Origin of the sequence: Ancylobacter lacus, from assembly GCF_018390635.1 — a bacterium.
Lineage (GTDB): Bacteria > Pseudomonadota > Alphaproteobacteria > Rhizobiales > Xanthobacteraceae > Ancylobacter > Ancylobacter lacus.
On the sequence record NZ_JAHBGE010000007.1, the window covers coordinates 55106 to 80451 of the forward strand.

A 25346-nucleotide genomic window follows, 5' to 3' on the forward strand; every position below is an offset into this window, starting at 1 on the left:
AGCACGGGGCTGCATCGCGACCGCACGCCACCCCGCGCGCCGGACCGGACTAGTCCGGGTCGTCATCCTTGAAGGTGCGCGTGCCCGAGATCATGGTCGACACCATGGACTGCCGGGACATGATGTCCTCGCGGATCGCCGCGTAGACATGGATCATCACGAAGATCACGATGGCCCACATGCCCAGATGATGCCAGGTGTGCAGCGCCATGCTGCCCCCCATCAGCGGGATCACCCAGCCGAAGAGGTGGTCCTGCCAGCTTCCCGGCCCGGCGCCTTCCGAATAGAGCGCGAAGCCGGTCACGATCATGAACACCGACCCGAGGCCGATCGCCCAGAACATGGCGAACTGCGCCAGCGGGTTGTGGCCGATATACTTCTTCGGCCGGCTCTTCATGAACAGATACCACTCGGCCTCGTCGATCAGCCCCGCCCAGAAGGAGCGGCGCCAGAAGGGCAGCACGAACAGCTGCCGCGCGTGGTGATTGCCGACGAAGGCCCAGTAGATTCGGAAGATGAAGCCGACGGCGAAGATGTAGCCGGCGGCGAAGTGCAGGAAGCGGATCGTTCCCATCACATAATGCGCGCTCGGCTCGCCCGACATCGTCGGCAGCGGCGTGCCGATCAGATAGCCGGTGACGGTGAGAACGGTGATGGCGAGCGCGTTGATCCAGTGCCAGAGGCGCACCGGCGCTTCATAGACATAGACGGCGGTCACCCGGCTGGGCCGTTCGGCGCCGGCGTCAGCGGGCGTGTGGTCGAGGCTGGCCATGTCGCATCCCTCCTCAACGCACCGTCACGCGCGCCATTTCCTCGCCGCCCGGCGCGATCACATGCGTCGAGCAGGCAAGGCACGGATCGAAGGAATGCAGCGTGCGCAGGATCTCGACCGGCTCTTCCGGGCGCTCCATCGGTGTGTTCATGAGCGAGGCCTCGAAGGCGCCGATATTGCCCTGCGGGTCGCGCGGTCCTCCGTTCCAGGTGGTGGGAACGACGCACTGGTAATTCTCGATCCGCCCGTCCCGGATCTTGATCCAGTGCGCATTGCCGCCACGCGGCGCCGCCACGGTGCCGACGCCCTTGGCCTCCTTCGGCCAGGTGGCCGGGTCCCATTTCTCGACATTGGCGGTGGAGCTGTCGCCGGCCTTGATATTGCCGATCAGTCGTTCGAAATCGTCCAGCATCATCTTGGCGCAATAATGCGCCTCGAGCGCGCGGGCGAGCGTGCGGCCGATGGTCGAGGGCAGAGCCTGCTTGGGCGTAAGACTCGTGCCTGCAAGCGTGTTGAACCGACCGACCGCGTCGTTGATCTGGTCCTTCACGAAGGTGACGTTGTGGCCCCAGGCGAGGATGTAGCGCGCGAGCGGGCCCACCTCCACCGCATGGCCCCGCCAGCGCGGCGCCTTGATCCAGGAGTATTTCGCCGCCTCGTCCAGTTCGCGGATATCCGTCCTTGTACCGACCGTCTTCGGGCCAAGCTGGAATTTCGGCTCGGTGACACCGTCCCAGGGATGCAGCCCCCGGGTTTCGTCGCCATAGCTGTACCAGCTATGGGCCACGAATTCCTGCACCTGCTCGGGATCGCGCGGATCGATGGGAAGAACCTCGTCCCAATTGCCGTTGAGGATCACGCCGCCCGGCAGCTGGTCGGTCTTCTTGTCGCCCGGCACCAGCTCGTAATCGCCGTAGTCCATGACATTGGTGGCCGAGAGCCCGCCGCCATAGAGCCAGTCCTTGTAGAAGGAGGCGATGGCGATGACGTCCGGCACATAGACGTTCTTGGAGAACGCATAGGCCTCGGTCAGGCGCTGATGGACGAAGTTCAGCCGCTCCATGTTCAGCGGAGCACCCGCTGCCATGTTGCCGTCCATGTTGATGGCGCAGGGAACGCCGCCCACCATGTAGTTCGGGTGGGGGTTCTTGCCGCCGAAGATGGTGTGGACCTTCACGATCTCCTTCTGGAAATCGAGTGCCTCCAGATAATGCGCCACCGCCATCAGGTCCGCCTCGGGCGGCAGCTTGTAGGCCGGGTTGTCCCAGTAGCCGTTCTTGAACAGGCCGAGCTGGCCGCTCTCGACGAATTTCTTCAGGCGGTTCTGGATGTCGCGGAAATAACCGGGGCTCGACATCGGATGATCCGGCCCGACCATCTGCTGAAGCTGCGAGGTCGCCTTCGGATCGGCCTTCAGCGCATTGACCGGGTTCACCCAGTCGAGCGCATGCAGGTGGTAGAAATGCACGACATGGTCGTGCCATTGCAGCACCTTCGCCATGATCTCGCGGATCAGGTGGGCATTGTAGGGGATCTTGATGTCCAGCGCGTCCTCCACAGCGCGCACCGAGGCCAGGGCGTGGCAGCCGGTACAGACGCCGCAGATGCGCTCGACGAAGGCCCAGGCGTCGCGTGGGTCCCGTCCTTTCAGGATCACTTCCAGTCCGCGCCACATGGTGCCGGTGGAGACGGCATTGCGGATGACGTTGTTGGAATCGACATTCACCTCGCATCGCATGTGCCCCTCAATGCGGGTCACAGGGTCCACCACGATGCGCTTGCCGGAGGTGTCGAGGCTGAAGCCGTTCGGTGTCTGGAGGGTCATGCCGCGTCTCCCGTGCGGCTCGAACCGTTGGAGCCGTTATCTTCCTTGTGCTGGGCGCGCTTGAGCGCGCTGATCGCGGCATGCACCGCAACCGCGCCACCGACCACACCGGCGGCGGTCAGGCCGACCTTGTCGGCATTGGCCTCGATGCCGAAGCCGACCCCATGCAGGTCGGTGAGGCGCGCATACCAGGAGCCTCGGTCCCAGAAGCCGTCTTCCGAACAGCCGATGCAGCCATGGCCGGCCTGGATCGGGAAGGACGTGCCGTCGTTCCAGCGGACGGTGGAGCAGGCATTGTAGGTGGTCGGTCCCTTGCAGCCCACCTTGTAGAGGCAGTAGCCCTTGCGCGCGCCCTCGTCGTCGAAGGCCTCGACAAACTGCCCGGCGTCGAAATGAGGCCGGCGGTAGCATTTGTCGTGAATGCGCTGGGAATAGAACATCTTCGGCCGGCCCTGCCGGTCGAGTTCGGGAATGCGGTCGAAGGTCAGCATGTAGGTGATGACACCGGTCATCACCTCCGCGATGGGCGGACAGCCCGGCACCTTGATGATCGGCTTGTCGGTGATGACCTCGTGCACGGGCGTCGCCCGCGTCGGGTTCGGCCGCGCCGCCTGCACGCAGCCATGCGAGGCACAGGAGCCCCAGGAGATGATCGCCTTGGCGTCCTTCGCCACGAAGCGCAGCTGGTCGAGGAAGGGCTTGCCGCCGACGATGCAGAACATGCCGTCTTCGTTCAGCGGCGGATTTCCCTCCACCGCGAGGATGTAGTTGCCCTTGTACGTCTCCATCACCTCATGGAGGATCGCTTCCGCCTGGTGGCCAGCGGAGGCCATCAGCGTGTCGTCGTAGTCGAGCGAGATCATCGACAGAACGACATCCTTCGCCAGCGGATGCGCCGAGCGGATGAAGCTCTCCGAGCAGCAGGTGCATTCCAGCCCGTGCAGCCACAGCACCGGCGTGCGCGGCTTGGTCTCCATGGCATGGGCGATCTGCGGCACGAATTCCGGCCCCAGCCCCAGCGCGGCGGCGGTGAGCGAACAGTACTTCAGGAACGAGCGGCGGGTGATGCCCTGCCGCCGCATCACCTCGTAGAATGTTTCGAGCCCTTGCATGCGACCTCCCTCCAGATTGTCGAAGGCCGGGCGCGTCGAGGCGGCCGGCTGGAGAAGATGTCCAGCAACGCTCGTGCCATCACTAAAAATACAATAAAAACAATGACTTGATCGAAATTAAGGGAGCCGCGGCCGGAAGCCGGACATGCGCTTTCCAATGCAGGCGGAAAGCTGCTTTCCGCCCGTTCAGACCGGCAGGAGCCGCGCCGCCGCGACCGCCGCCTGACCGAAGGCGAGCCCGCCATCATTGGCCGGCACCTGTTCGGGGAGCAGGACCTCCAGGCCGCCACGCGCGAGCCCCGCGGCGACACTTTCGAGCAGCAGCGTGTTCTGGAACACGCCGCCGGAGAGCGCGGCCGCGCGGACTCCATGTTCCGCCGCCAGCGACGCCGCGAGGTTGACGAAGACCGCTGCCACGCCCTCGTGAAAGCGCCGGGCGATCAGCGCGACGTCCGTGCCCGCCGCCCGGTCGGCCAAGGCCGCCCGCCACATCGGCGCGGGATCGATCGCGATCAGGCCGTTCCTCGTCCGCGTAGCGAAGGGATAGGGCGGCTGCGGATCCGGCGCCGTCTCCGCCGCCGCCTGCAGCGCCATCGCCGCTTGCCCCTCGAAGCCGAGCCGCGCCGGCGCGAGGCCGAGCAGCGCCGCCATGGCGTCGAACAGCCGGCCGGCGGAACTCGCCAGCGGCGCGTTCAGGCCACGCGCGATCATGATACGCAGCGTCGCGGCGGGAAGCCCCTCGAACAGGTCGCCGGGCGTTTCGTCCGGGCCGAGCACGGCATCGAGATGGGCCAGCAGCACGCGCCACGGCTCACGGCTCGCCGCGTCTCCCCCGGCCAGCGGGATCGGCTGCAGGCCCGCGAGCCGCCGGCTGCCGCGATAGTCGCAGAGCAGGATTTCCGCGCCCCAGATCGCGCCGTCCTCGCCGAGCCCCAGCCCGTCGAGCGCCACCCCGATCACGCGGCCGCCGTCGAGCGGCCAACCGTGCTCCGCCATGGTCGCGGCGATATGGGCGTGATGGTGCTGGATGGCGATCAGCGGCAGGCCCCGCTCGGCGGCCATCTCCGCACCGATCCGGCTGGGGCGGTAGCCGGGGTGCAGGTCGATGGCGATGGCGGCGGGCTGGTGCGCAAACAGGGCCGCGTGATCGGCCAGTGCCCGTTCGAACTCGTCCTGCGTCGCCGGCTCCTCAAGATCGCCGAGATGATGGGAGAGCAGCGACTTCCCGCCGAGGGTGAGGCATATGGCGCTCTTCAGGTCGCCACCCATCGCCAGCACGGGCGGGGCGCTGGCGAAGCCGGACGGCAGATCACGAGGGACAGGCGCCAGTCCGCGTCCGCGTCGCATCACCTGCAGACGGCCGGCAGCGACCTGCACGACGCTGTCATCGAGCCGCCGAGCGATGGGACGGTCATGGGTGAGGAAGGCGTCGACGATGCCCGCCAGGCCGGACAAGGCGTCAGCGTCGCGAAAGATCTGCGGCTCGCTGGAACGGTTGCCGCTCGTCATGACCAGCGGCCGGCCCATGGCCTCCATCAGCCGGTGATGCAGCGGCGTATAGGGCAGCATCGCGCCGAGCCGGTTCTGGCCGGGGGCGACCGAGGGCGCGATCGCGGCACCAGGGTGCATCCGCAGCAGCACGATGGGAGCGGAGGGCCGGGCAAGGGCGGCATGCTCGGCCGCGCTCACCTCGCACAGCGCCTCCAGCATGGCGCGATCGCGGACCATGACGGCCAGCGGCTTTGCGGGACGGGACTTGCGGGCGCGCAGCTCCGCCACGCTTGCCGCGTTGGTGGCGTCGCAGGCTATGTGAAAACCGCCAATGCCCTTGATGGCGAGAATCTCACCACGCTCCAGCCGGGCCGCCGCGGCGAGAATGGGATCGTCGTCACCGTCCGGCACGAGGCGAGGCCCGCAGGCGGGACAGGCGATGGGCTGGGCGTGGAAACGCCGGTCGGCGGGGTTTTCGTATTCCGCCCGGCAGTCCGGACACATCGCGAAACCGCGCATGGTGGTGGTGGCGCGATCATAGGGCAGCCCCTCGACGATGGAGAAGCGCGGTCCGCAATCGGTGCAGTTGGTGAAGGCGTAGCGATGGCGGCGGGCGTCAGGATCGCGCATCTCGGCGAGGCAGGCGGGGCAGGTCGCGATATCCGCCACCACGCCGACGGACACCGTGCCCGGAGCGCTCGCGGCTATGGCAAAGCCGTGCCCCGCGAAAGGCCGGACGATCTCGCGGCTGACGCTGTCAACCTGTGCGAGCGGCGGGGCTTCCGCCCTCAGCGCGTGGACCAGCGCCTCCAGCGCCGCCGGTGTGCCCGACGCCACGATGACGACGGCATCACCGCGATTGCTGACCGCGCCGTCAATTCCAAGGCGCTGCGCCAGCCGCCACACGAAGGGACGAAAACCCACGCCCTGCACGACGCCGCGGACGATGATCTCCTCGGTGGGCATGTCGTCGCTCAATGCACCGTGCAGACCATGCAGGGATCGAAGGAGCGCACGATGTGCTGCACCGCCACCGGCGTCGACTCGCCCGGCCGGATCGGCGCGCCGACCAGCGCGAGTTCGAGCGGCCCCGGCACCCCGGCCGCGTCGCGCGGGGAGAAATTCCAGGTGGTCGGCGCGATGATCTGATAGCCGGCGATGCGGCCATTCTCCACCCGCAGCCAATGGCCCAGCGCGCCGCGGGCGGCCTCGGTGAGGCCCGCCGCGCGGCCGTGGCCCGGCATGGACCCTTGTGCGCACCAGCGTTCGCCGGGCCGCAGGGCATGGACCCAGCCTTCCATGGCGATCAAGGTTCGCGCCGTCTCCACCAGCCGGGCCACCACCCGCGCCTGTACGCTGCCTCCGGCGCGCCGCACCATGTCGCGGATCAGCGGATGGCCGTCGACGATCTGCCGGGCGACGGCGCCGGTCTCGAACGGAAGGCCGCCGAGCCGCGGCGCCTTGCACCAGCTGTAACCGGTGTCGTCCTCGGCATCGGGAAAGGTCGAGCCGTCGAAGGGATGATGCGGCCGCGTGCGACCCTCCATCCGCGCGTTGGTGTGATCCTCCGCAATGGCCGAGGTGTCCACGTCCCCCAGCCCCTCCCCGGTGAAGATGCCGCGCGCGTAGAGGGGGGCTTCCGTGCCGGGATAGGCGCCATAGCTGAGATAACGGTCATAGGCGCGGCCGAGACTGTCCAGCGCGAGGTCCGCGGCGATCTCGAGGAACAGCCGAAAGTCGCCCTCCGGCCCCGTTGCGCGCCAGCGCTCAAGCGCGGCGACGGAGTCCAGCTCGGCGACACGCTCCAGCTTCGCGCCGAAGAGCCGCTCCTCCAGGGCGCCACGCACCGCCCGCAGCGTCGCCGCGAGCCGCATCTTGTCCCGCGAATCCGCCCCGCGCGTCACCCCGCCGGGCTGGATCGCCAGCGTGTGCGGCCAGCGTCCGGCGAGCAGGCCCAGAATGTGCAGCAGCGTCGTGCGGGTCTCCAGGGCCGCGCGCACCGCCGTGCCCCGCGCCGCCTTGAAGCGCGCCTCGGCGCGCGGAAACCATGGCCGGTCGGCATAGAGCGCGCGGGCGAAGTCCGGCATGAAGAAGACGTGGAAATGGCTGAGGTGGTCCGCGACATTCTCGGTCGCGACCAGCAGGTTGGTCGCCACCCGCCCGTTTTCGGTCGGCGCCAGCCCCTGCACGCCGGCCAGCGCCAGCGCGGCCGCATGCGATTGCGATACCGAGCAGATGCCGCAGATGCGCGGGGCGATCACCAGCGCGTCGCGCGGATCACGTCCTTCCAACAGGCGCTCGAAGCCGCGGAACAGCGGCGAGGACACGAAGGCCGCCTCGACCCTGCCTTGCGCCGCCTCCAGCCGCACTTCCAGGTCGCCCTCGACCCGGTTGAACGGACCGACGACGAGGCGGGTCGTGCCCTCCGGCGCGCTGTTCGCGCTCATCGGCGCTTGATGTCGCGCACGGCCGGCGGCACCACCACATGGTCGCTGGTCGCGTTCAGCCGCAACCGCTCGGGTGTGGCCGCCTTGGCCAGCGAGGACAGCGCGACGAACCAGGCCTTCGGCATGTCGGTGGGCAGGCCGACAGGGATGCCGGCGATCTTCGGCGTCTCGACGAAGGCGTGGCCCGGCTCCTCGAATTCCGGCGCGGTACAGTTGATGCAGGCGTAGCCGCCGCGTGTGCAGGAGCCCTCCCCGTTCCACAGCCGCGTGTTGCAGTCGCCGTGGGCCTGGGTGCCGAGGCAGCCGAGATGCTCCATCATGCAGCCGAGATCGGACATCTTCTCCGCGCTCGCCTTGTACTCGTAGTACTCGTTGCGCGGGCAGCCATGATGGACGAGGTGGTCGGCGTAGAACCGCGGACGCCGGTAGACATCGAGATCGCCCGCATCCAGCAGGCCGCTGGCGAGCAGCATCAGCGTCTCCGTCACCCAGTTCGGGTGCGTCGGACAGCCGGCGACATTGATGACCGGCATGCCGGAACGCGAGCGATACGCGGCGCCCAGCGCCCCGCCCTCGCGACGCCCGTCATATTGCAGCCCGCAGGCATCGGTCGGATTGATGCCGGCGGCGGTGACGCCGCCATAGGCGGCGCAGGTGCCGACCGCGACGACGTTGTGCGCCACGGCGGCCAGACGACGCACCCAGTCGATGGTCGGGACGCCGGTGCCGGCGAGGATATGGAAGCGTCCGCTATTGTTCGGCCCCCGCAGCATCGCCCCCTCGACGCACAGCGCATCGAGCCGGATGTCGCCGGCAAGGACGCGCTCGAACACCGCAAGCGCCTCCGCTCCCGTCTCTTCGGAGAGCGTCGGGTGCCAGAGCATTCTGATGTCGGCGCTTTCCAGCGTGGTCGCGAGGTCGGGCGCCTCGGCGCACAGCATCGACATGGTGCAGCCGCCGCAGCCGCCCGACTGAATCCACAGCACGTTGAAACCGTCCGACATCGGCCTACCCTCCCTGCGCCGCCGGCAGGGTCAGCGTCATGACCGCCCCGCCTTCGGGATGGTTCCCCGCCTCCAGCGTGCCGCCATGCTCCTGCACGATGCGGTAGCTTATCGACAGGCCAAGCCCGGTGCCCTTGCCAACCGGCTTGGTGGTGAAGAACGGGTCGAAGATGCGCGAAGCCATGTCGGCGGCGATGCCCGATCCCGTGTCGCGCAGGCTCAGCACGATATGCCCGTCCGCCGCGCGGCCCGTTATGTCGAGCCGGCGGCGCGGCTGGCCCTCCATGGCATCGAGCGCGTTCTGCACCAGGTTCATCATCACCTGGTGGATCTGACCGGAATGGCCGATGGCGGCGAGCCCGTCCGGGATGTCGATCCGCGCCTCGATCTCCGGCGACTGCCCCTTGACCACCCAGTCGAGCGCCGAGCGCGCGAGCGGGGCGATATCGAAGGCATCGGCCGACGGCCGTTGCTCCGACGAGAAGCGCCGCAGGTCCGCGACGATGTCGCGCACGCGCTCGGCGCCTTCCAGCATGCCGTCCAGCGTGCCGCCGATATCGGCGAGCGTCTTGTCGATCTTCAGTTCCGCGCGCAGTTCGGCCAGCGCCGGAGCGGGCCGGCCGGCATGCACCGCGGCGAGATAGGCGGTCAGCCGGTCGCTGTAGCGCTGCAGCGTGTGGGCATTGCCGTAGACGAAGGAGATCGGGTTGTTCAGCTCATGGGCAACACCGGCGACGAGGCGGCCGAGCGAGGCCATCTTCTCGGAATGGATGAGCTGTTGCTGCGCCTGCTTCAGCCGGTCATGCGCGGAGGCGAGGTCGCTATAGGCCTTGCGCAGTTCGCCGATCGGCCGGCCGACCAGCACGATGCCCACCGGCCGGCCGCGCGCATCGAAACGCACCGCGCCGTTCACCGAGACCGGGAGTGCGCCGGCCGGCGTGGAGAAGGTCAGTTCGCGGTCACTGATGCGCTCGCGCCGGTCGATGATGGCGCGGATGTCATCGAACGAGGTAGGCGAATCCGCCGCCAGCAGGTCGCGCAGAGCGAGCCGGCTCAGATCGCTCAGCGGGCGCTGAAAGGCACGCTCGGCGGCCAGGTTCACCTGCTCGATCCGGCCTGCGAGGTCGCAGGCGATCAGCACGTCGGTCATGGACGACATCAGCCCGGCAATGAAGATCTGCGCTTCCTCGAGCTCGGCGTTCTTCCGCTCGAGCGCGACCTGCTGGGCGACGAGTTCGGCGTAGGTCTCGTCCATCTTCTGGATGACGGCGATCCACGCCTCGTCCGTCTGGCCGACGAACGGCGCGATCGGCCCCCCGTTCGGCAGAGCCAAATCCCGCTCTGTTTGCGCGCCCTTGGATTGTTTGGACATGCCATCTTCAATGTCGCTGACGACGCGACACTAGAACGAGCCCGCCGGGTTCGGCAACGCCGGCAGGCGGCACCGCCGGCTGATCGTCGACAGAACCCGGGACCGGCCTCGATATGCCCGCGCGGCACCCTTCAGCTGCGAGGATGCCGTGATCGGGGGGCGCCCCTCGACGAGAATGGCCGGCCCCGACTCCTTATCGGGCCCATGCACATCGAAACGTCGACGTCTTTTCAGATATTGCTCGATCTATGATAGAATTGCCTTCATTCGGAGCAAATATTCAATTATTTTATATTGCAATTCTTATGAAGAATGATGTATTCATTCCATCATATTCAGCACATATGGAAGATGCTGCGGTCATTCGTTGAAAAGTAGCCATTAAAACAAGATGTTATCTGTACGATGCTCAATATAAATATCAATAGAATATAAAATCTTGTTTCGCGGGAGAAATTTACGAATAGCCCTTCAGGACGGACGTCCGCGGGACGATCCGTGAAAGAATGTGCGCGCCGCGCCTGTGAACTCATCTGAGGACAGCACAAGATGACTGCCGATCCTCTTCGGCCTGACAGTTCGGCAACGCCGGTTCCGCCCACCCCACCGCCTGCCGGCGCCGGCCTGGCGACGGGTATCGTCGCGGTGAGCGTCGCTTCCATCGTCGGGCTGTCCTTGTGGTTTCTGGTCCAGCCGCAGCCTCTCATTGTGCAGGGGGAGGCGGATGCCACGCGGATCGACGTGGCGGCGCGGGTGGATGGACGCATCGCCACGCGCCCGGTCGAGCGCGGAGACACGGTCGCCGCCGGGCAGGTGCTGATCACCATCGACAATCCGCAACTATTGGCGAAGCTTACCGAGGCGAAGGCCGCGAAGGCCGTTGCTGTCGCCGACCTTGCCCGCATCGAGGTCGGCACACGGGCTGAGGTGGTGGCGGCGCGCAAGGCCGCGATCGCTTCGGCGGACGCCAACGCCAGGCTGGCGCAGCAGACCTATGACCGGACCAGGGAGCTGACCCAGCGCGGCTTCGCCTCGGTGCAGAAGCTCGACGAGGTGACGGCCTCGCTCGACGTCGCCAATCGCAGCCTGGAGCAGGCGAAGCTCTCCTATGATGAGGCAACGGCCGGCTACACGGCGGAAGAGCGCGGCGTTGCCAGGGCCAGCGTCGCCAAGGCGGCATCGGCTATCGAGACATTGCGGGCACAGGTGGCCGAGTTGACCGTGAAGGCCCCCGGCGCGGCGCAGGTCTACCAGATCGGCATCGAGCCCGGCGAATATGTCTCGCCCGGCGTGCCTCTCCTGACGCTGGTCGATCTCGGCGATGTCTGGCTGCGCTTCGATCTGCGTGAGGACCTGGTAAAGGGCCTGAAAGCCGGCGACCGCTTCGATGCCCGCCTTCCCGCGCTCGGCGACCGGAAGGTCACCGTGGCGGTGCGTACCATCGCGACACGCGGCGAATACGCCGGCTGGCGGGCGACCCGGGCAACCGGCGACTTCGATTTGCGGACCTTCGAGGTGCGCGCCTATCCCGTCGAGCCCCTGCCGGGGCTGCGGCCCGGCATGAGCGTCTATGCCGAATGGCCAGGGGCAGGCCGATGACGCCGCCCGGCTTCGTCGCGGTCGCCGCGCGCGAGGTCGCCTGGATCTGGCGCGACAAGGTGGCTGTGATCCTCGTTCTCGTCGTGCCGCTGCTCGCCTTCACGCTGCTCACGGCCACCTTCAGCAATGCCGTGGTGCGCAATCTGCGGGTCGATGTGGTCGACGAGGACCGCACGCCGACCTCGACCCTCTTCGTGCAGGCGATCCAGTCGGCGCCGGGGGTCGAGGTGGCGGAGCGCTCGACCGATCTTGACGGCGCCATGCACGCGGTCCGCGCCGGCAACGCCATTGCCACGGTTTATCTGCCGCGCAACCTCGAGCGCGATGTGATGGGCGGCCGGCGGCCGCAGGTGGTGATCTTCTACAACAAGCAGTATTTCTCGCCCGGCAATATCGCCGGCAATGCATTGCAGGCCGCCGTCTCCGCTGCGGCGAAGGAGCTCGCCGGCCGCTCGGCATCCACGGCGGCCGCGACACCCGGCCCGCTGGTGGTCGAACAATATGTGCTCAGCAATCCCGCCCTCAACTACGCCCAGTTCCTGCTGCGCGCCATCCTGCCCACCGTGCTGCACGTGCTTGTCGCACTCACCGGCGGCTATGCCGTCGGCTCGGAATTCTCCTCACGCAGCAAGGACGCGTGGCTGGCCAGCGCCGGCGGCAGCCCGGTGCTGGCGCTCACCGGCAAGCTGGCGCCCTATTTCGCCATCTACGCTGTCATGGCGGTGGTGGGTCTGTTCATCATCCACGGCCTTTACGGCGTGCCGTTCCGCGGCGACGCGCTCATGGTCGGCGCGGCCGGCGTGCTGCTGATCATCGCCTACCTCTCGGTGGGCGCACTGTTCCAGCTCGTCACCCGCAACCTGGCGACGGGATTGTCGCTCACCAGTATCGTCTGCTCGCCCGCCTTCGGCTTTGCCGGCGTCGGCTTTCCGGTGCTCGCCATGAGCCCGTTCGCGCAGGGTTGGGGCGCGCTGCTGCCGCTGCGCTGGTACATACAGGTCCTGTTCGATCAGGCCGCGCGCGGCGTGCCGGTGGCGGATTCCGCGCGACCCTTCACGGTGCTGTCGAGCCTCGCGCTGGTCTATTTCGGCCTCGGCTGGCTGCGGCTGCGCGCCATCGCGCGGGTGCCGGCGCCGCCGGTACGTGAGGAGCCGGAAGAGCCCGCCGCACGCAGCGGGGTGAGCTCCGCCTTCGCCGCCGAATATGGCCGCGTTCTGCGCGACCGCGGCGTGTTCAGCCTCGTCGTGGTCGGCCCGATCCTCTATGGCGCGCTCTATCCTCAGCCCTATGTCGGCCAACTGATCCGCGACATCCCGATCGCCGTGGTCGACGATGACGGCAGCGAGGTGAGCCGCAGACTTATCGAGACGCTGAACGCGCATGAGGCGGTGGAGGTGGCTCTCAGGCCGACCACGCTCGCCGAGGCGCAGGCGGCGCTCGGACGGCGCGAGGTGTTCGGCATCCTCTCCATTCCCGCCGGCACCGAGCGCGACATCCTCAAGGGCGACGAGGCGCGACTGCCGGCCTTCGTCGATTCGGCCTACTTCCTGCTCTACAACCGTACGCTGCAAGGCCTTCTGGAATCGGCCGGCACGGTGGGCGCCGACCTGATCTCGCGCGGCGCCCGCAGCGATGGCAGCCTTTATCGGGCCTCGCTGAGCTCAACCTCGCCGGTGGAGATACTCAGCCAGCCGCTGTTCAACCCGACCGGCGGCTATGGCAGCTATGTGGTGCCGGCAGCCTTCGTGCTGATCCTGCAGCAGACCCTGCTGCTCGGCGCCGCGACGGTAGGCGGCATCACCTATGAGCGCGGCGGCGCCGCCGCCCGCCGGCGGCGGGGCGGCATGGCGGCGGTGATTGGACAGGCGCTCGCCCATCTCATGCTCGCGCTGCCCGGCTTCGCGCTCTACCTCATCGTCCTGCCGCGGCTCTACGGCTTCTCGGCCGAGGGGCGGCTGCTCGATATGCTGGCGCTGGCGGTACCGTTCATCCTGTCGGTCAGTTTCCTCGGCCAGTTCGTCGGCGCCTGGTTCCCCCGGCGCGAGACCGCGCTGCTGATGATCATCGCCTTCAGCCTGCCGCTGTTCTTCCTGGTCGGCGTTGCCTGGCCGCCCGAGGCGATACCCGAGCTGTTGAGGCGGGTCAGCTTTGCCCTGCCGAGCACCTCCGGGATCGACGGGCTGGTGCGGCTCAACCAGATGGGTGCCTCGCTCGCCGACGTCGCGCACGACTGGCATCGGCTCTGGGTGCTCGCCGCGGTCTATGCCCTTCTCGCGGTTCTCGCGACCCGCCTTTCTACTGCCGGGAGGAGCCGATGAGCGCGGCACGCCGACGTGTCATCGTGGCTGCAATCGCCGGGACGATGGCCAGCGCGGCCCTCCTTGCCGGGGGCCACACCGGCGCGCCGCCGCCGGCGATCGGCATGGTGCGCCAGACCGAAATCCGCATCGCGCCGGAGACGACCGGCCGGCTCGCTTCGCTCACCGTGGCTCCCGGTCAGAAGGTGAAGGCCGGGAACGTGCTGGCCGTGCTGAGCAATCCGGAGCTCGCGGCCTCGGTCGAGGAGGCGCGCTCCGCGCTCGCCAGCGCCCGGGCCGAACGCGACCGCGTTTTCTCAGGCGTGCGCGCGGAGGAGGTGGCGATCGCCGCCCAGGCGGTCGAGACCGCGCAGGCCAATCTGGTGCTGGCGCAGGCTCAGTACGACCGTGCCGCCACGCTGGCGCCCCAGGGTTATTCCAGCCGTCAGCAGCTCGACGAAGACGCCGCGTCGCTCGCCAAGGCCAAGGCCGATCTCGATCTCAAGCGCGCCCGGCATGATGAGGTTGAGGCCGGCCCGACCCAGGAAGAGCGGGTTCTGGCAGAGGCCAAAGTCGCGCTGGCGGCGGCGGGCCTCGCCACGCTGGAGGCGGAGCTCGGCAAACTCACGCTGGTCAGCCCGGCGGATGGAACGGTCGGCATACAGATCGCCGAGCCCGGTGAAATCCTCGTCCCCGGCAAGCCGGCGATGACGCTCGAGCCCGGCGGCGAACGGTGGTTCGGCTTCACCCTGCGCGAGGATGCCCTCGGTCCGCTCCGCGTCGGCAGCGACGTGACACTGACCGCTGCCGATGGCCATCCTATCCCCGCCAAGGTGACGGAACTTCGTCCGCTCGGCGAGTTCGCGACCTGGCGCGCGGCGCGGGCGGTGGGCGACCACGACCTCAACAGCTTCCGCCTGCGTGCCGAGCCGACGGCCGCCACGGACACACTCGACCCCGGCATGTCCGTCTGGCTTCCACGCCCCGCCACGCCATAGGCGACCGCGGCTGCCCGTGGCGCCATGAAGAGGTCGCGCTGACACGTCGGCGCGACCTGCGGCGGCGGGATATGGGATCGGCATCCCGCGGCCCTGATCCTCAGCCTCTATGGCCGCAGCGCGAGCGATGCTTTCCCGGCGAGAAGGGCATCTACTCCAGCCGACCGGTCATATTCTTCGTCTCCGGCATTCCGTCCATACAGGGCGGCATCCAACGCGGCTGTCTCGCACCCGCTCACCGGCAGGCCGAGTTCACGGCGGCGGCGGAGATAGGCTTCGGTCGCGCGGCGAAGGGCGAGGAGATCACCGGAGCGGGCCGCGCGCTTCAGCCGCCGTCGCGTCGGATCGAGGGGAGAGAGACGTCGAAGCAAGCGCCGAAGGTCCGCCCTGTGCCGAGGAGCCAGCCCGGAGACGCACAGGCCGAGCCCGGCCGCGATCCCGAGCACCACGGCGATCACCCCCATCGCCGCCTCCCGGGAGGGGAGCCTGACGGTGCCGCTGCGATTGTCGTGGAAGCTGGCATAGCCGAAGGGCAGAGCGGGGATTTCCGCCGTGCGCATCTCGCGGGTCGCCGTGTCGAACCACGGGAAGGAAACGGGCGGCAGCACCCCGGGCTCTCCGGTCTTGGGGCGCAGATGCCATTCCCAAACCAGCGTCGTCACCGGGCCGTTAGGTGTCGCCAGCATCTCGCGCTGCTCCGGTGCGGCGAAGCTGATCAGCCAGGGCTCGCGAAGGACAGGGCGCGGCGGCAGCATATGCGGCAGAGCGCCATCGGCTGTCAGCGTGACACGACGGACCAGGGTTTCCCCGTCGCGCAGCGCGCCGGGCGCGGCCGAGAGCTCGTCCTTGATCGTCAGGTTGCGCGCCGACAGCGGCGTTCCCCCGGCGGGATAAGGGACGACATCAAGAGTGACCGGCGCTGCGGTCACGTCGAGGGGAACACGCAGGTTCTTCTCATCGACCACGGTGAGGTGATGCGTCACCGGCCCGATCGCGAGCGTTCCGGCGTGACGCGGGAAGAGAGCGAGGTGCCGTTCGAACACCCGGACGGTGCGCCCTCCGATCTCCTCGTCGCGCCACCGGTCGCGCGCCAGTTGCATCCAGTCGTAGCTGTCCGAGCCGGGGAACGTCAGCGTCTCCAGTGCAATCCGGCTGGTGTATTCGCCCCTCAGCGTCACCGGCAGCATCTCGCCGACGACCGGACGCACGCCCTCCGGCAGCAGCAGGCGCAGGCCATCCGCATAAGCGTCCCCGGCGAACAGAAGGAGGAACAGGCTCGCCCACCTCACCATCTCTCACCCTCCTCGGGCCGCAGCAGGCCGAGACCCGCCCGCCGCTCATACTCCTTGCGCAGACGCAGGCGCAAGAATTCGCCGGGATCGTCGGCCAGCGTCTCGAGCCACGCATCGGAGGCCGCGAAGCCGCGTGCCTCGATCGGCTTCTTCCAGGCGGGATCGGGGGTGCCGGCCATGATCGGTGTATCCGTCGATGCGCCGGGGCCGAGACCGCCCGCGCCCGGCAATCGGCCCGGCACGGTCGACTCGCCCGTCGTCTTCGGCACCATCGCGTCGACCAGATCGCGAACCCGGCGCGCCTCGTCATCGGCTGGGTTGGCGAAAAGCACGGCGTCGAGATAGGCGACCGAAAGCGCGTGCCGCCCCGTGGCGGCGAGCGTCAGCGCGCGATTGAAGGTTTGGCTGCGCCCCGCCCCGGCGAAGGCGGCGTCCGCCCCGGCGTAGTCGCCCGCCCGGTACAGTGCGAGCCCTCGTGTCGCCGCGTCGTCCAGCACGCGTGCGGCCGCGCCAGGCGCGCCGCTGCGCAGCAGAAGGCGCCCCCAGGCGGCGGGGCCGGCGGCGAGCACGCAGGCGAGCCCCGCCACGGCGACGAGCGCGAGACGCAGGCGCACGGCCGAATTCATGCGCGCCTCCGGAACAGGCCCAGCAGCGGCACTCCCGCCAGCGCCGCGAGACAGGGGCCGAGATCGAGGAACGCCAAGGTCGCGAGGGCCGGATCCCGCTCCAGCGTGCCCCTCTGCGCGAGGCGGCGCAAAACCGCCGAGGGCGCCCGGGCCGGAGCGGCGAGGCTTCCAAGCGCCTCGAGCGCCGCAGCATCGGCCGAGCCCCCGGCGGACCCGGTCAAGGTGAGGACGGAAAGCCGAACGCCATCGCCGACGAGACGTTCCGCCTCCGCTTGGGCGGCTCCGTCAACGCCGCCTCCATCGGAGATCAGCACGAGATCGGCGTCCCGGCTGTCGTGCAGCATCTGCCGCGCCAGCGCCAGCGCACTGGCGGGCCGGCTGCCACCGTCCGGCATGGTGTCGCGGGCGAGCACGGCGATCTGGCTCTCCAGCGTCGCGGGGTCGGCCGTGGGCGCGGCCACTTCATACGCTTCGCCGGAATAGAGCAGCATCCCGACCGGCCGGCCGGCCGCGGCCGTCAGCAGAGCGGCGGCGGCGGCCTGCGCATCGGCGAGGGCCGGGCCTTCCGCTACCGACGGCGACATGTCGAGGGAGATCAGGACGGCTCCGCTCCCCGCCAGCACCGGCGCGTCCGCCCGCGGCACGGCGGGACCGCTCAGGCCGAGGCCGAGCAGTGCGGCCGACGCAAGCAGGGCGATGCGCTGGCGGCGGGTCCCTTCCCGCAGGTGCCCCAGCTCCCGCATCGCCTTCAGCATCGCCGGCGGCATCACCCGTCCCCACCGGTCGGCCTCAGGGCCACGCCGCCAGTGCCACAAGGCAAGAGCGACGAGCAGCGGCACGACAAGGAGCCACCATGGACGCAGCAGAACGAGCTCGTTCACCTCCGCCTCCAGCCGGCGAGCAGCAGCACCAGAGCCAGCGACGCGCCGCCGGGCCACATCCAGAGCGGGCGCCAGTAGCGTAGCGGTGGGCGCTTCATCGGGTTCGGCTCAAGTTGATCCAACGTCGCGGCCATGGCTTCAAGGTCCGCCATGCTGCGCACCCGGAAACTGGTGCCGCCGCCGACGGCGGCGATCTCCTTCAAGGCCGCGGCGTCGACGGCATCGCGCGACGCGGGCTGATCCTCGAGATCAGCGGGGCCAAGCGCGATGGTGTGGACCCGCACCCCATGGCTGGCCGCCAGGCGCGCGACCTCCGTCGCCGGAACCTTGCCGGATGTGTCCACACCGTCCGAGAGCAGGACGACGACCTTTGTGGTGGCTTCGCTCCCCATGATCCGCCGCGTCGCCAGCCCCAGCCCGTCGGATATGGCGGTGGAACGGCCCGAAATGCCGATCTGGGCGATGTCGATGGCCCGAGCCACGGAAGCGACGTCGAAGGTCGGCGGCTGTGCGACATAGGCCCGGTCGCCAAAGATCACGAGCCCGATCCGGTCGCCCTGCCGCGCCGCCACAAAGCGCGTGGCGACGCGCTTGACCGCATCCAGCCGCGAGAGCGGCTTGCCGTCGAGAACGAAGTCCTCTTTCAGCATGCTGCCGGAAAGGTCGAGGGCCAGCAGGATCTCCCGGCCAGAGGCCGTTACCAGCTCGCGCGTTGCCGCGACCTGCGGACCGGCAAGCGCCGCCACCAGCGCGATCCAGGCAGCGACAAGAACCGTTTGTCGGCCGCGGTCCTCGGCGCCGCGCGCCGGCAGCGCCGCCGCGAACGCGCCGGGCGAGACGCGCAGCGCGGTTGCCCCCTGCGCCCGCACGCCGGGAAGGAAGCGCGCGAGCACGGGGAGCGGAAGCAGCAGAAGGGCCATCGGAAAAGCGAGAGTCATGAATGGAATCATCGCCGTGCCCACTTCGCTTTGAGTGCGATGCGCTCGATGGCTTCCGGTGAAAGGGGCGGTGCGCTGCCATAGGCCATGGCGCGCAGTTCTGCCGGCAGATGGCCGAGAAGGCGGCCTATCGCCAGCACCCGCTCCTGCGGCGGCATCCCCCGCGTGGCGCGGATGAGCGCACGGCGGGACGGGCGGTGCGCGAGGAAGGGGCTGGCCAGCAGCGACAGCATCACCGCCAGCAGCAGTCCGGCGCCGAACAGCAGCAGCAGGTCGGCCGCATTCACCTGCATCAGCGACGGCGGCAGGCGGCCTTCCGGCAAGGCCGCGATGAGCTCAGCCTGCGTCATGATCGACCACCTCGAGGCCGACATTCAGCGCGCGGAGACGCTGCGCCAGCGCCGCACGGTCGAACGGGCGCAACTGCGCGAGGCAAGCGAGCGCACCGGCCTGTATGGGGAGCGCAAATGCGGGAGGCGCCGTCTCGATCGTGTCCAGCGGCAGCATGACCCGGACCTGACGGCGGCGGGCGAGGCGCGCCAATGCCGGCTCGTCTTCCCGCGCGAGGCCCTCGGGCGACGTGGCGACAAGGACGTCGCCACCGGGCGGAGAAAGGCGCGCGGCGCGGACGAGCGCCTCTTCCAGTGAAGGTGCCTTGACACCACTTTTGAGCGCCTGATCGTGGCGGCTCGCGAGCATGTGGCTGATGCGGACCATCTGCGGGACGCCGCCGGCCAGCGAGACCGCGGCCACGCCCTCGGCGGTAACGCTGATCGCTGCCAGCGAGGCTCCCCGCGCCACCGCCTGCCATCCTCGCCGTGCCGCCAGCCGAGCCGCGCGCACCGAGCGCAGCGATGTGCCGGTGCCCCACAGCATCGGCGGCCGGTAGTCGACGACCAGCAACAGCGTATCGTCGCGATCCTCGTGAAAGGTGCGGATATGGGGAATGCCGGTCCGGGCCGTGGCGGAAGGGTCGATGCGCCGGGCGTCATCGCCCTCGGCGAAGGTGCGGATCTCACGCAGATCCATTCCCGTACCCGGTGCCCGGGTCGGCGCGGCACCCGGTCGACGGGACGCCGGTTGCGTTCGCCCGGCGGCTGGAGTCCCCTCGCGCAGCGCCAGCAGTTCGCGGGCATGGAGCCGAATTCCCGGCGCCTCGAGCGCGGGGCTCACCATGGCTCGACCACCCGCAGGATATCGGCGACGAGCGTGCGCCCGGTGCGTCCCTCACCGATGGCCGACCAGCTCGGTACCAGCCGGTGGGCCAGCGCGTCAGGCGCGAGAGCGATGACGTCTTCCGGCAGCACATAGTCACGCCCCCTGAGCCAGGCGCGCGCCTGAGCGGCCACGGCCAGCGCCAGCGTCCCACGCGGCGAGACGGGATGCTCCACCCATTGCGCAACCGCGCCGTCGGGCCGCGACGCCATGACCAGCCGGACGATGAAGTCCTTCAGCGCGGGCGCCAGATGCACCCGTGCGACCTCATCCTTCGCGACCAGAAGGGCGTCGGCCGAGAGCGGAAGGGCGACGAAGGCAGGGACTTCCATCCGCTCGGCAGAGACGAGATCAAGGATGGCGCGCTCCTGCTCCGCCCGCGGAAGGCCAAGCGAGAGATGGAGCAGGAACCGGTCCATCTGTGCTTCGGGAAGGGGAAAGGTTCCCTCGTGCTCGATCGGGTTCTGTGTGGCGACGACCATGAAAGGCTCGGGCAGAGGGCGGCTGACGCCGGCGCTCGTCACCTGGCCTTCGGCCATCGCCTCGAGCAGTGCCGACTGCACCTTGGGCGGGGCACGGTTGATCTCGTCGACCAGCACCAGCGCGTGGAACAGGGGGCCGGGCACGAAATCGAAGCTGCCGCTCTCGGCGCGGAACACCTGCGTCCCCGTGAGGTCCGAGGGCAGCAGGTCCGGCGTGCACTGGATGCGCGCATGGCTGCCGGGAAGGTGAGCGGCGAGCCGCTTGACCGCGCGCGTCTTGGCAATGCCCGGAGGCCCCTCGATCAGCACATGGCCGCCGGCGAGAAGGGCGATCAGCAGCCGTTCCACCAGCTCTTCATGGCCTATCAGCCCGGCGGCGACGGCGGCGCCGAGCTGCGCAACCGGATGGCTCATCTCGTTCATGCGGAGGGCTTTCCGTGCCAGGGACTTCCAGGCGAGCATGGGATAGCCCGGCGTGGCCCGCCAGAGAGGGTTTCCCTCCCCATCCGGGAAGATCGCCCGGGTCACAGGGGCAGGCGGGCGACGGCGCGCATGCCATCCTCGGCCGGGACCAGCACAAAGCTGCCGCCGAGCGCGTCGACCCGTTCGCGGATGCCGAGCAGGCCGTAGCCGCTGTTGATCGCGCCGTCATGGCGGGGAGAGCCGTCATCGGCGGCGGTCAGCGTCAGGGCGTCGCCGACCTCGATGTGCAGGGCGATGTGGGTCGGGGTGCCGTGCCGGACAGCATTCGTCACGCATTCCTGCGCGATGCGGTAGAGGCTGAGCGCGAGGTCGTCCGGCACCGCTTCGACGGGGCCGGCGAGCTTCAGCTCGAAACGTACCGCGGGCATGCGCGCGCGCCAGTCGGCAACCATGCGCTCCAATGCCGGGCGCAGGCCCAGATCGTCGAGGTCCGGCGGTCGCAGCCGGGCCAGCTCGGCCCTGAGGCTGTCCATCATCTGGCCGGAAATCTCGGCAATGCGAGCCCCGTCCTGCGCCGTGCTTTCGCCCGATTGGGCAATCACCGCCGCCATGGCGCGGGTTGCCGTGAGGCACTGGCCAAACTCGTCGTGCAGCTCGCGCGCCAGCGCCCGCCGCTCATTCTCCTGCACCGAGAAGAGCCGCCGCGTCAGCTCGGCACGCGCCGCCTGCGCCTCCTGCAGCACAGCCGCCGTTTCGTTCAAGGCGCGACTCAGCCGGTCGAATTCCGCCACCCGCAGATGCGGCAGGCGGGCACTGAAGTCGCCGCGCTGCAGCCGCTCGATGCCGCGCAACAACAGGCCGAACGGCGCCAGCAGGCGGATCATGAGCAGGCCGGTCAGCACCGCGCCGCCTATGGCCATCCCGACGGCCACCCGCATCAGGTCGCCCGTGCGGGCCCAGGCACGGGTGACGATGACGCCGGGATCGGCAATGGCAGTCACATAGGCGTCCGAGACGTAGCGGGTGCGCACCGGCACGGCGACCGGCACGGGCACCAGGCCGACGCGATCCGCCAGCCAGACGAACCAGGCTGGCGGCGTGGCTGCCGCCAGATACGGTCCGCAGCGTCGCTGTATCGGCTGGTCGCGGGGCCCCAGTTCGACGCAGATGCCCGGGGCGATCAAGCTCCAGGCCGGAAACTGCTGCCAGTCGCGGAAAACCGGCGTCGGTGCCACGCCGCCGAAGGCCAGCCCTTCGAAGCTGGGCCGGGCGGCGATGGCGTCGGAAACGAGGCTGGCCGTCGTCTGTGCGTCGCGACGCGCGGCGCTCGCCGTGTCCCACAACACCCACCCCGCGGCGACGAGGACGGTGAGCAGCCCCGCGGCCAGCACCCGCATGACGAGCTGCGGGAGAAGGCCGCGCATCACAGCACGGGTACAAGGCCGGCGCGCTGCGCCTTGAGCACCAGATCGGCATCGCCCGACGCGCCGAGCTTGGCACGAATGTGCGACAGGTTGTTCTGGACCGTCTTGGACGAGAGGTTGAGGTCGCGGGCGATGGCCCGCCCATTCATGCCCCGCATCAGCATCAGAAGAATATCACGCTCACGCGGGGTGAGGCCGGCGGTCGGGTCGTCCTCGACCACCGTGCGCGCGAATTCCTGTGCCACGTCCGTGGAAAGGGCGCGCCTCCCGCCCATCACCGTCGCGATGGCGCGGACGAGTTCGTCCGGCGGGCTGGACTTCGAGACGAAGCCGCGCGCGCCGGCAGCCATGGCCTTCTGAGCGAAGACGGCCCCCTGATGCATCGAAACGATGATGATCCGCGCCTGGGGGTCGTCGGCGAGAATCGACTCCACCGCTGGAAAGCCTCCCCCGCCCGGCATGGAGAGATCCATCAGCACGATGTCCGGCCGGTGCTCGGAGAAAGCGGTCCGCGCCGCATCGCCATCGCCGGCCTCGGTCACCACCGATAGCCCCGGCTGGCGTCCGAGCAGGCGGCGATAGCCCTCGCGCACAATCGGATGATCGTCGACCAAGAGAATTCGGATGAGGCCCATGGGCGAACGATAGCGCGGGCGGCCCGGCCGACCAATAGCCGCGCCGCCTGCCGCGTACCCGAGTGGCCCCTTGCCCGCGCCGTGGACAATACGCCATTGCCGCAGCAGGAACCGCCGACGGCCAGACCGGCACGCCGGTCGGCCCCGGGCGACGTTACACTCCCGAGGCCTACGTCCTTCCGATCAAACACGATGTCCGCCGGGCGCTGTTGCCGGAATGGCCCGAACCGCCGCAGGTGAACCCGTTCCGAACCTCGGCCGGCGCGCGGGGCAGCACGGCACGGCCTCTGCGGTGGTCGGGAAATCGACGCTCCTCGGAAGCAGGGGCTGAACCGGTCCCTCGATCATGCCCGGCGACCTGCTCCGGCGAGCCCCCCGGTGCAGAGCCCACGGCCCCACCGCGACGACGATCGCCAGCGCCCACAAAATGAGCGAGATAGGGCTCTGGAACAGGATGCTGGGTTCGCCGCCACCAATTGCCAGCGCGTTGCGCAGGTTCACCGCCATCACCTTGCCGAGCACGAAGCCGAGGATGATCGGCTTCGGACTGGCGAACTTCTTCGGCACGCCGGCGGCTGGCACGCTGATCGAGCGTAGCCTGAAAGCGGCTCTGCTCGGCACCCCGCTGCTGATGGCAGCGCTGGGTCTCGCCCTCGTCACTCTTCAGGCGGATCCAGCGGTGCATACCCTGCTGTTCGCCCTCTGGGGTTTTGCCTTCGGCGGCGTTCCGGTCGCATGGTCAAGCTGGCGCACCCGCGCGGTGCCGGACCAGACCGAGACCGCCGGCGGCCTGTTCGGCGCGTCCGTCCCGTTGGCGATCTCGGTAGGAGCGGCCGGTGGCGGTGCGATCCTCGCGGTCGATGGGGTGACCGGCACCTTTGCCGCCGCCTGCCTGCTTCTGGTGGTCGCCGCGCTGATCGTCCTGCTCGGCGTGCGCACGCTGCCGGGCGAGGTCGCGCAGCCGCGCTGCACTAGATGCATGATGCGGTCGCCGAAGGGCGCGCCCGAGGCAGCCCGGCTTCGCCCGAGGCAGCCGGGAGTTCGGGATGGTCGATCACGGCAAGCGGGTTGGCAACAGACCACCCGGTCGATCGTCATCTCCCCCGTCGAAGGCGGGCGAAACTCCAGACTTGCCGACACCGCCTGCCGAGGGGTCGGTCCGACACGCCGGAGTCAGTTCGCAGGCTTGAACTGGGCAACGCCAAAATCCTTCTTCTCCGCGATAAAGCGGGCGGCGAGGACGAAGGCGCCCATGGTGAACTCGCGGCCGTGCTCGGCGATCATCCGCTCGGCAAGGGCGGCGATTTCCTCGAAGAACCTGTCCTTGCTTTCGGCGGTCGTGTCGGGCGACGTCATGCTGTCCTCCTGTCGATCTGTTTGAACATGTGCGCGGGCAGGTCGATCACCCCCGCCCAGCCTTTAGCCGTGTGAAAGGCGAGGTGCTCGCCGTCGGACGACCAGCCGAGGTCGCGCAGGCCGCCCGGCGCCGGGGCGCGGACGACCAGTTCGTCGCGATGGCCGAGGGCCATGACCACGATCATGCCGTTCTCATAGCCGGCAGCGACGAGCGGCAACTGGGGATTCAGCCGCGCCGCCTCGACCGCGACGAAACCGGAACGGCCGGTCTCGAGGGTCCTGGGCCGCGCGCCGCCCTCCCCCATCGTCCAGACGATGGCGCGGAAGGCGCCGCCGGTGACGAGGTGCCGGGAATCGGCGCTCCAGTCGAGCGTGCGCACCGGCGCGGGATAGTCCGGCAGCCGGAGCACGCGCCGGTCCGCCGTACCGATCAGGGCGATGCCGCCATCGAGCAAGCCCGCCGCCAGCCGGCGGCCGTCCGGCGACCAGGACAGGGCCTCGACCGGCCCGACCTCGATCTCGAACCGCTCGCCGGCCGTGTCGTGCACGTCGACGATGGACAGGCTCGCCTCGAAGCCGAGCGCCACCCTTCCGCTGTCGGGCGAGGGCGCGACCACCCGCGCGATGCCCTCATAGCGCGCCATTACCCGCGCCGTGTCGCCATCGGGATCGTGGCGCGCGACGCTGCCGCCCGCCGCGACCCAGGCGGTGCCGTCGCCCGCAGCGGAGGGCGCTATGGCGTCGACCCCCGTGCTGCCGCGTTCGACCACCACCCGCGGCGCGCCATCGGCCGCGACGCGCACCAGCCGTCCGTTGGCATCGCCAACCAGGAAACCTGACGGACCGAAGGCCGCCAGACGCAACGGCCCCTCGCCCACCGAGAGCCTTGTCGGCGCCGCCACCGGGCGGGCGCGCGGGGAGATCGTGGAGCGGCCGTTCTCGATCGACATGCGCCAGCGCGTTCCAGCCGCTTCAGGATCGTCCATCGAGACGAGGGCGAGCGTGCCGTCCGCCAGCGCGAAGGCAAGGCTGGCGCCATCCCGGGCGAAAGCGCCGGCGTGCACCTCCACCTCCAGACCCCATTGCCGCGCCAGCAGTGCGAAGAGTGGCGATGCCTCGGCTTCCGTCGTGCTCATTGCTTGTGCTCCCTTGGCGAT

Annotated in this window: 22 protein-coding genes; 4 read left to right on the forward strand and 18 right to left on the reverse strand. The window is 69.2% G+C overall.

The window, feature by feature from the left end; genetic code table 11:
• Positions 1–49 precede the first annotated feature (49 nt).
• From cybH to KHC27_RS01125, 7 genes are all read right to left on the reverse strand, one after another.
• Positions 50–772, reverse strand: a complete 723-nt coding sequence (gene cybH, locus KHC27_RS01095; RefSeq protein WP_213334013.1) for a Ni/Fe-hydrogenase, b-type cytochrome subunit — start codon at positions 770–772, stop codon at positions 50–52.
• Positions 773–785: 13 nt separating this feature from the next.
• On the reverse strand, positions 786–2597 hold the full coding sequence (locus KHC27_RS01100) for a nickel-dependent hydrogenase large subunit (RefSeq protein WP_213334014.1): 1812 nt from the start codon (positions 2595–2597) through the stop codon (positions 786–788).
• Entirely contained in the window at positions 2594–3709 is a 1116-nt protein-coding gene (locus tag KHC27_RS01105) for a hydrogenase small subunit (protein WP_213334015.1), read from the reverse strand. The genes KHC27_RS01100 and KHC27_RS01105 overlap by 4 nt, the downstream gene beginning before the upstream one ends.
• Positions 3710–3895: 186 nt before the next feature.
• The gene (gene hypF / locus KHC27_RS01110; protein WP_213334016.1) at positions 3896–6166 is read right to left on the reverse strand and encodes a carbamoyltransferase HypF; all 2271 of its coding nucleotides are present in this window, start codon (positions 6164–6166) and stop codon (positions 3896–3898) included.
• A gap of 8 nt (positions 6167–6174) precedes the next feature.
• Entirely contained in the window at positions 6175–7647 is a 1473-nt protein-coding gene (locus KHC27_RS01115) for a nickel-dependent hydrogenase large subunit (protein WP_213334017.1), read from the reverse strand.
• Positions 7644–8651 carry an NADH-quinone oxidoreductase subunit B family protein gene (locus tag KHC27_RS01120; RefSeq protein ID WP_213334018.1) on the reverse strand — a complete coding sequence of 336 codons (1008 nt, stop codon included), beginning with the start codon at positions 8649–8651 and terminating at the stop codon, positions 7644–7646. The genes KHC27_RS01115 and KHC27_RS01120 overlap by 4 nt, the downstream gene beginning before the upstream one ends.
• A gap of 4 nt (positions 8652–8655) precedes the next feature.
• Positions 8656–10023: a sensor histidine kinase gene (locus KHC27_RS01125; RefSeq protein WP_213334019.1), complete on the reverse strand. Its 1368-nt coding sequence runs from the start codon at positions 10021–10023 to the stop codon at positions 8656–8658.
• Between the two features lie 549 nt (positions 10024–10572).
• Between KHC27_RS01125 and KHC27_RS01130 the strand changes: the two genes are divergently transcribed.
• The 3 genes from KHC27_RS01130 to KHC27_RS01140 are packed head-to-tail and all read left to right on the forward strand — an operon-like array spanning position 10573 to position 14917.
• The gene (locus KHC27_RS01130; RefSeq protein ID WP_213334021.1) at positions 10573–11622 is read left to right on the forward strand and encodes an HlyD family secretion protein; all 1050 of its coding nucleotides are present in this window, start codon (positions 10573–10575) and stop codon (positions 11620–11622) included.
• A complete protein-coding gene (locus tag KHC27_RS01135) occupies positions 11619–13940 on the forward strand; it encodes an ABC transporter permease (protein WP_246518642.1) in 2322 nt (773 codons plus the stop codon). Before KHC27_RS01130 ends, KHC27_RS01135 begins: the two co-directional genes overlap by 4 nt.
• Positions 13937–14917, forward strand: a complete 981-nt coding sequence (locus KHC27_RS01140) for an HlyD family secretion protein (RefSeq protein WP_213334023.1) — start codon at positions 13937–13939, stop codon at positions 14915–14917. The genes KHC27_RS01135 and KHC27_RS01140 overlap by 4 nt, the downstream gene beginning before the upstream one ends.
• A gap of 107 nt (positions 14918–15024) precedes the next feature.
• On the opposite strand, the gene KHC27_RS01145 is transcribed toward KHC27_RS01140, so the two are convergent.
• From KHC27_RS01145 to KHC27_RS01190, 10 genes are all read right to left on the reverse strand, one after another.
• Positions 15025–16209 (reverse strand): BatD family protein, encoded by a 1185-nt coding sequence (locus KHC27_RS01145; protein ID WP_213334024.1) that lies wholly within the window; start codon positions 16207–16209, stop codon positions 15025–15027.
• Positions 16203–16835, reverse strand: a complete 633-nt coding sequence (locus KHC27_RS01150) for a hypothetical protein (RefSeq protein WP_213334025.1) — start codon at positions 16833–16835, stop codon at positions 16203–16205. Before KHC27_RS01150 ends, KHC27_RS01145 begins: the two co-directional genes overlap by 7 nt.
• Positions 16832–17716, reverse strand: coding sequence for a VWA domain-containing protein (locus tag KHC27_RS01155; RefSeq protein ID WP_213334026.1), 885 nt, complete (start codon positions 17714–17716; stop codon positions 16832–16834). The genes KHC27_RS01150 and KHC27_RS01155 overlap by 4 nt, the downstream gene beginning before the upstream one ends.
• Positions 17713–18654 (reverse strand): VWA domain-containing protein, encoded by a 942-nt coding sequence (locus KHC27_RS01160; RefSeq protein WP_213334027.1) that lies wholly within the window; start codon positions 18652–18654, stop codon positions 17713–17715. The genes KHC27_RS01155 and KHC27_RS01160 overlap by 4 nt, the downstream gene beginning before the upstream one ends.
• Positions 18655–18662: 8 nt before the next feature.
• Positions 18663–19004, reverse strand: a complete 342-nt coding sequence (locus tag KHC27_RS01165) for a hypothetical protein (RefSeq protein WP_213334029.1) — start codon at positions 19002–19004, stop codon at positions 18663–18665.
• Positions 18991–19683: a DUF58 domain-containing protein gene (locus KHC27_RS01170; RefSeq protein WP_246518644.1), complete on the reverse strand. Its 693-nt coding sequence runs from the start codon at positions 19681–19683 to the stop codon at positions 18991–18993. The genes KHC27_RS01165 and KHC27_RS01170 overlap by 14 nt, the downstream gene beginning before the upstream one ends.
• A 140-nt stretch (positions 19684–19823) precedes the next feature.
• Positions 19824–20774, reverse strand: coding sequence for an AAA family ATPase (locus tag KHC27_RS01175; protein ID WP_213334034.1), 951 nt, complete (start codon positions 20772–20774; stop codon positions 19824–19826).
• Between the two features lie 101 nt (positions 20775–20875).
• Positions 20876–22171 (reverse strand): histidine kinase, encoded by a 1296-nt coding sequence (locus tag KHC27_RS01180; protein ID WP_246518646.1) that lies wholly within the window; start codon positions 22169–22171, stop codon positions 20876–20878.
• A 26-nt stretch (positions 22172–22197) separates the two neighbouring features.
• Positions 22198–22833: a response regulator gene (locus KHC27_RS01185; RefSeq protein ID WP_213334037.1), complete on the reverse strand. Its 636-nt coding sequence runs from the start codon at positions 22831–22833 to the stop codon at positions 22198–22200.
• Between the two features lie 183 nt (positions 22834–23016).
• Entirely contained in the window at positions 23017–23400 is a 384-nt protein-coding gene (locus KHC27_RS01190) for a hypothetical protein (protein ID WP_213334040.1), read from the reverse strand.
• Between KHC27_RS01190 and KHC27_RS21445 the strand changes: the two genes are divergently transcribed.
• Complete coding sequence (locus KHC27_RS21445) at positions 23366–24214, forward strand: MFS transporter (protein ID WP_246518648.1); 849 nt, start codon at positions 23366–23368, stop codon at positions 24212–24214. The two genes, KHC27_RS01190 and KHC27_RS21445, sit on opposite strands and share 35 nt — an antisense overlap.
• On the opposite strand, the gene KHC27_RS01205 is transcribed toward KHC27_RS21445, so the two are convergent.
• The gene (locus KHC27_RS01205) at positions 24186–25325 is read right to left on the reverse strand and encodes a WD40 repeat domain-containing protein (protein ID WP_213334044.1); all 1140 of its coding nucleotides are present in this window, start codon (positions 25323–25325) and stop codon (positions 24186–24188) included. The two genes, KHC27_RS21445 and KHC27_RS01205, sit on opposite strands and share 29 nt — an antisense overlap.
• Positions 25326–25346 lie beyond the last annotated feature (21 nt).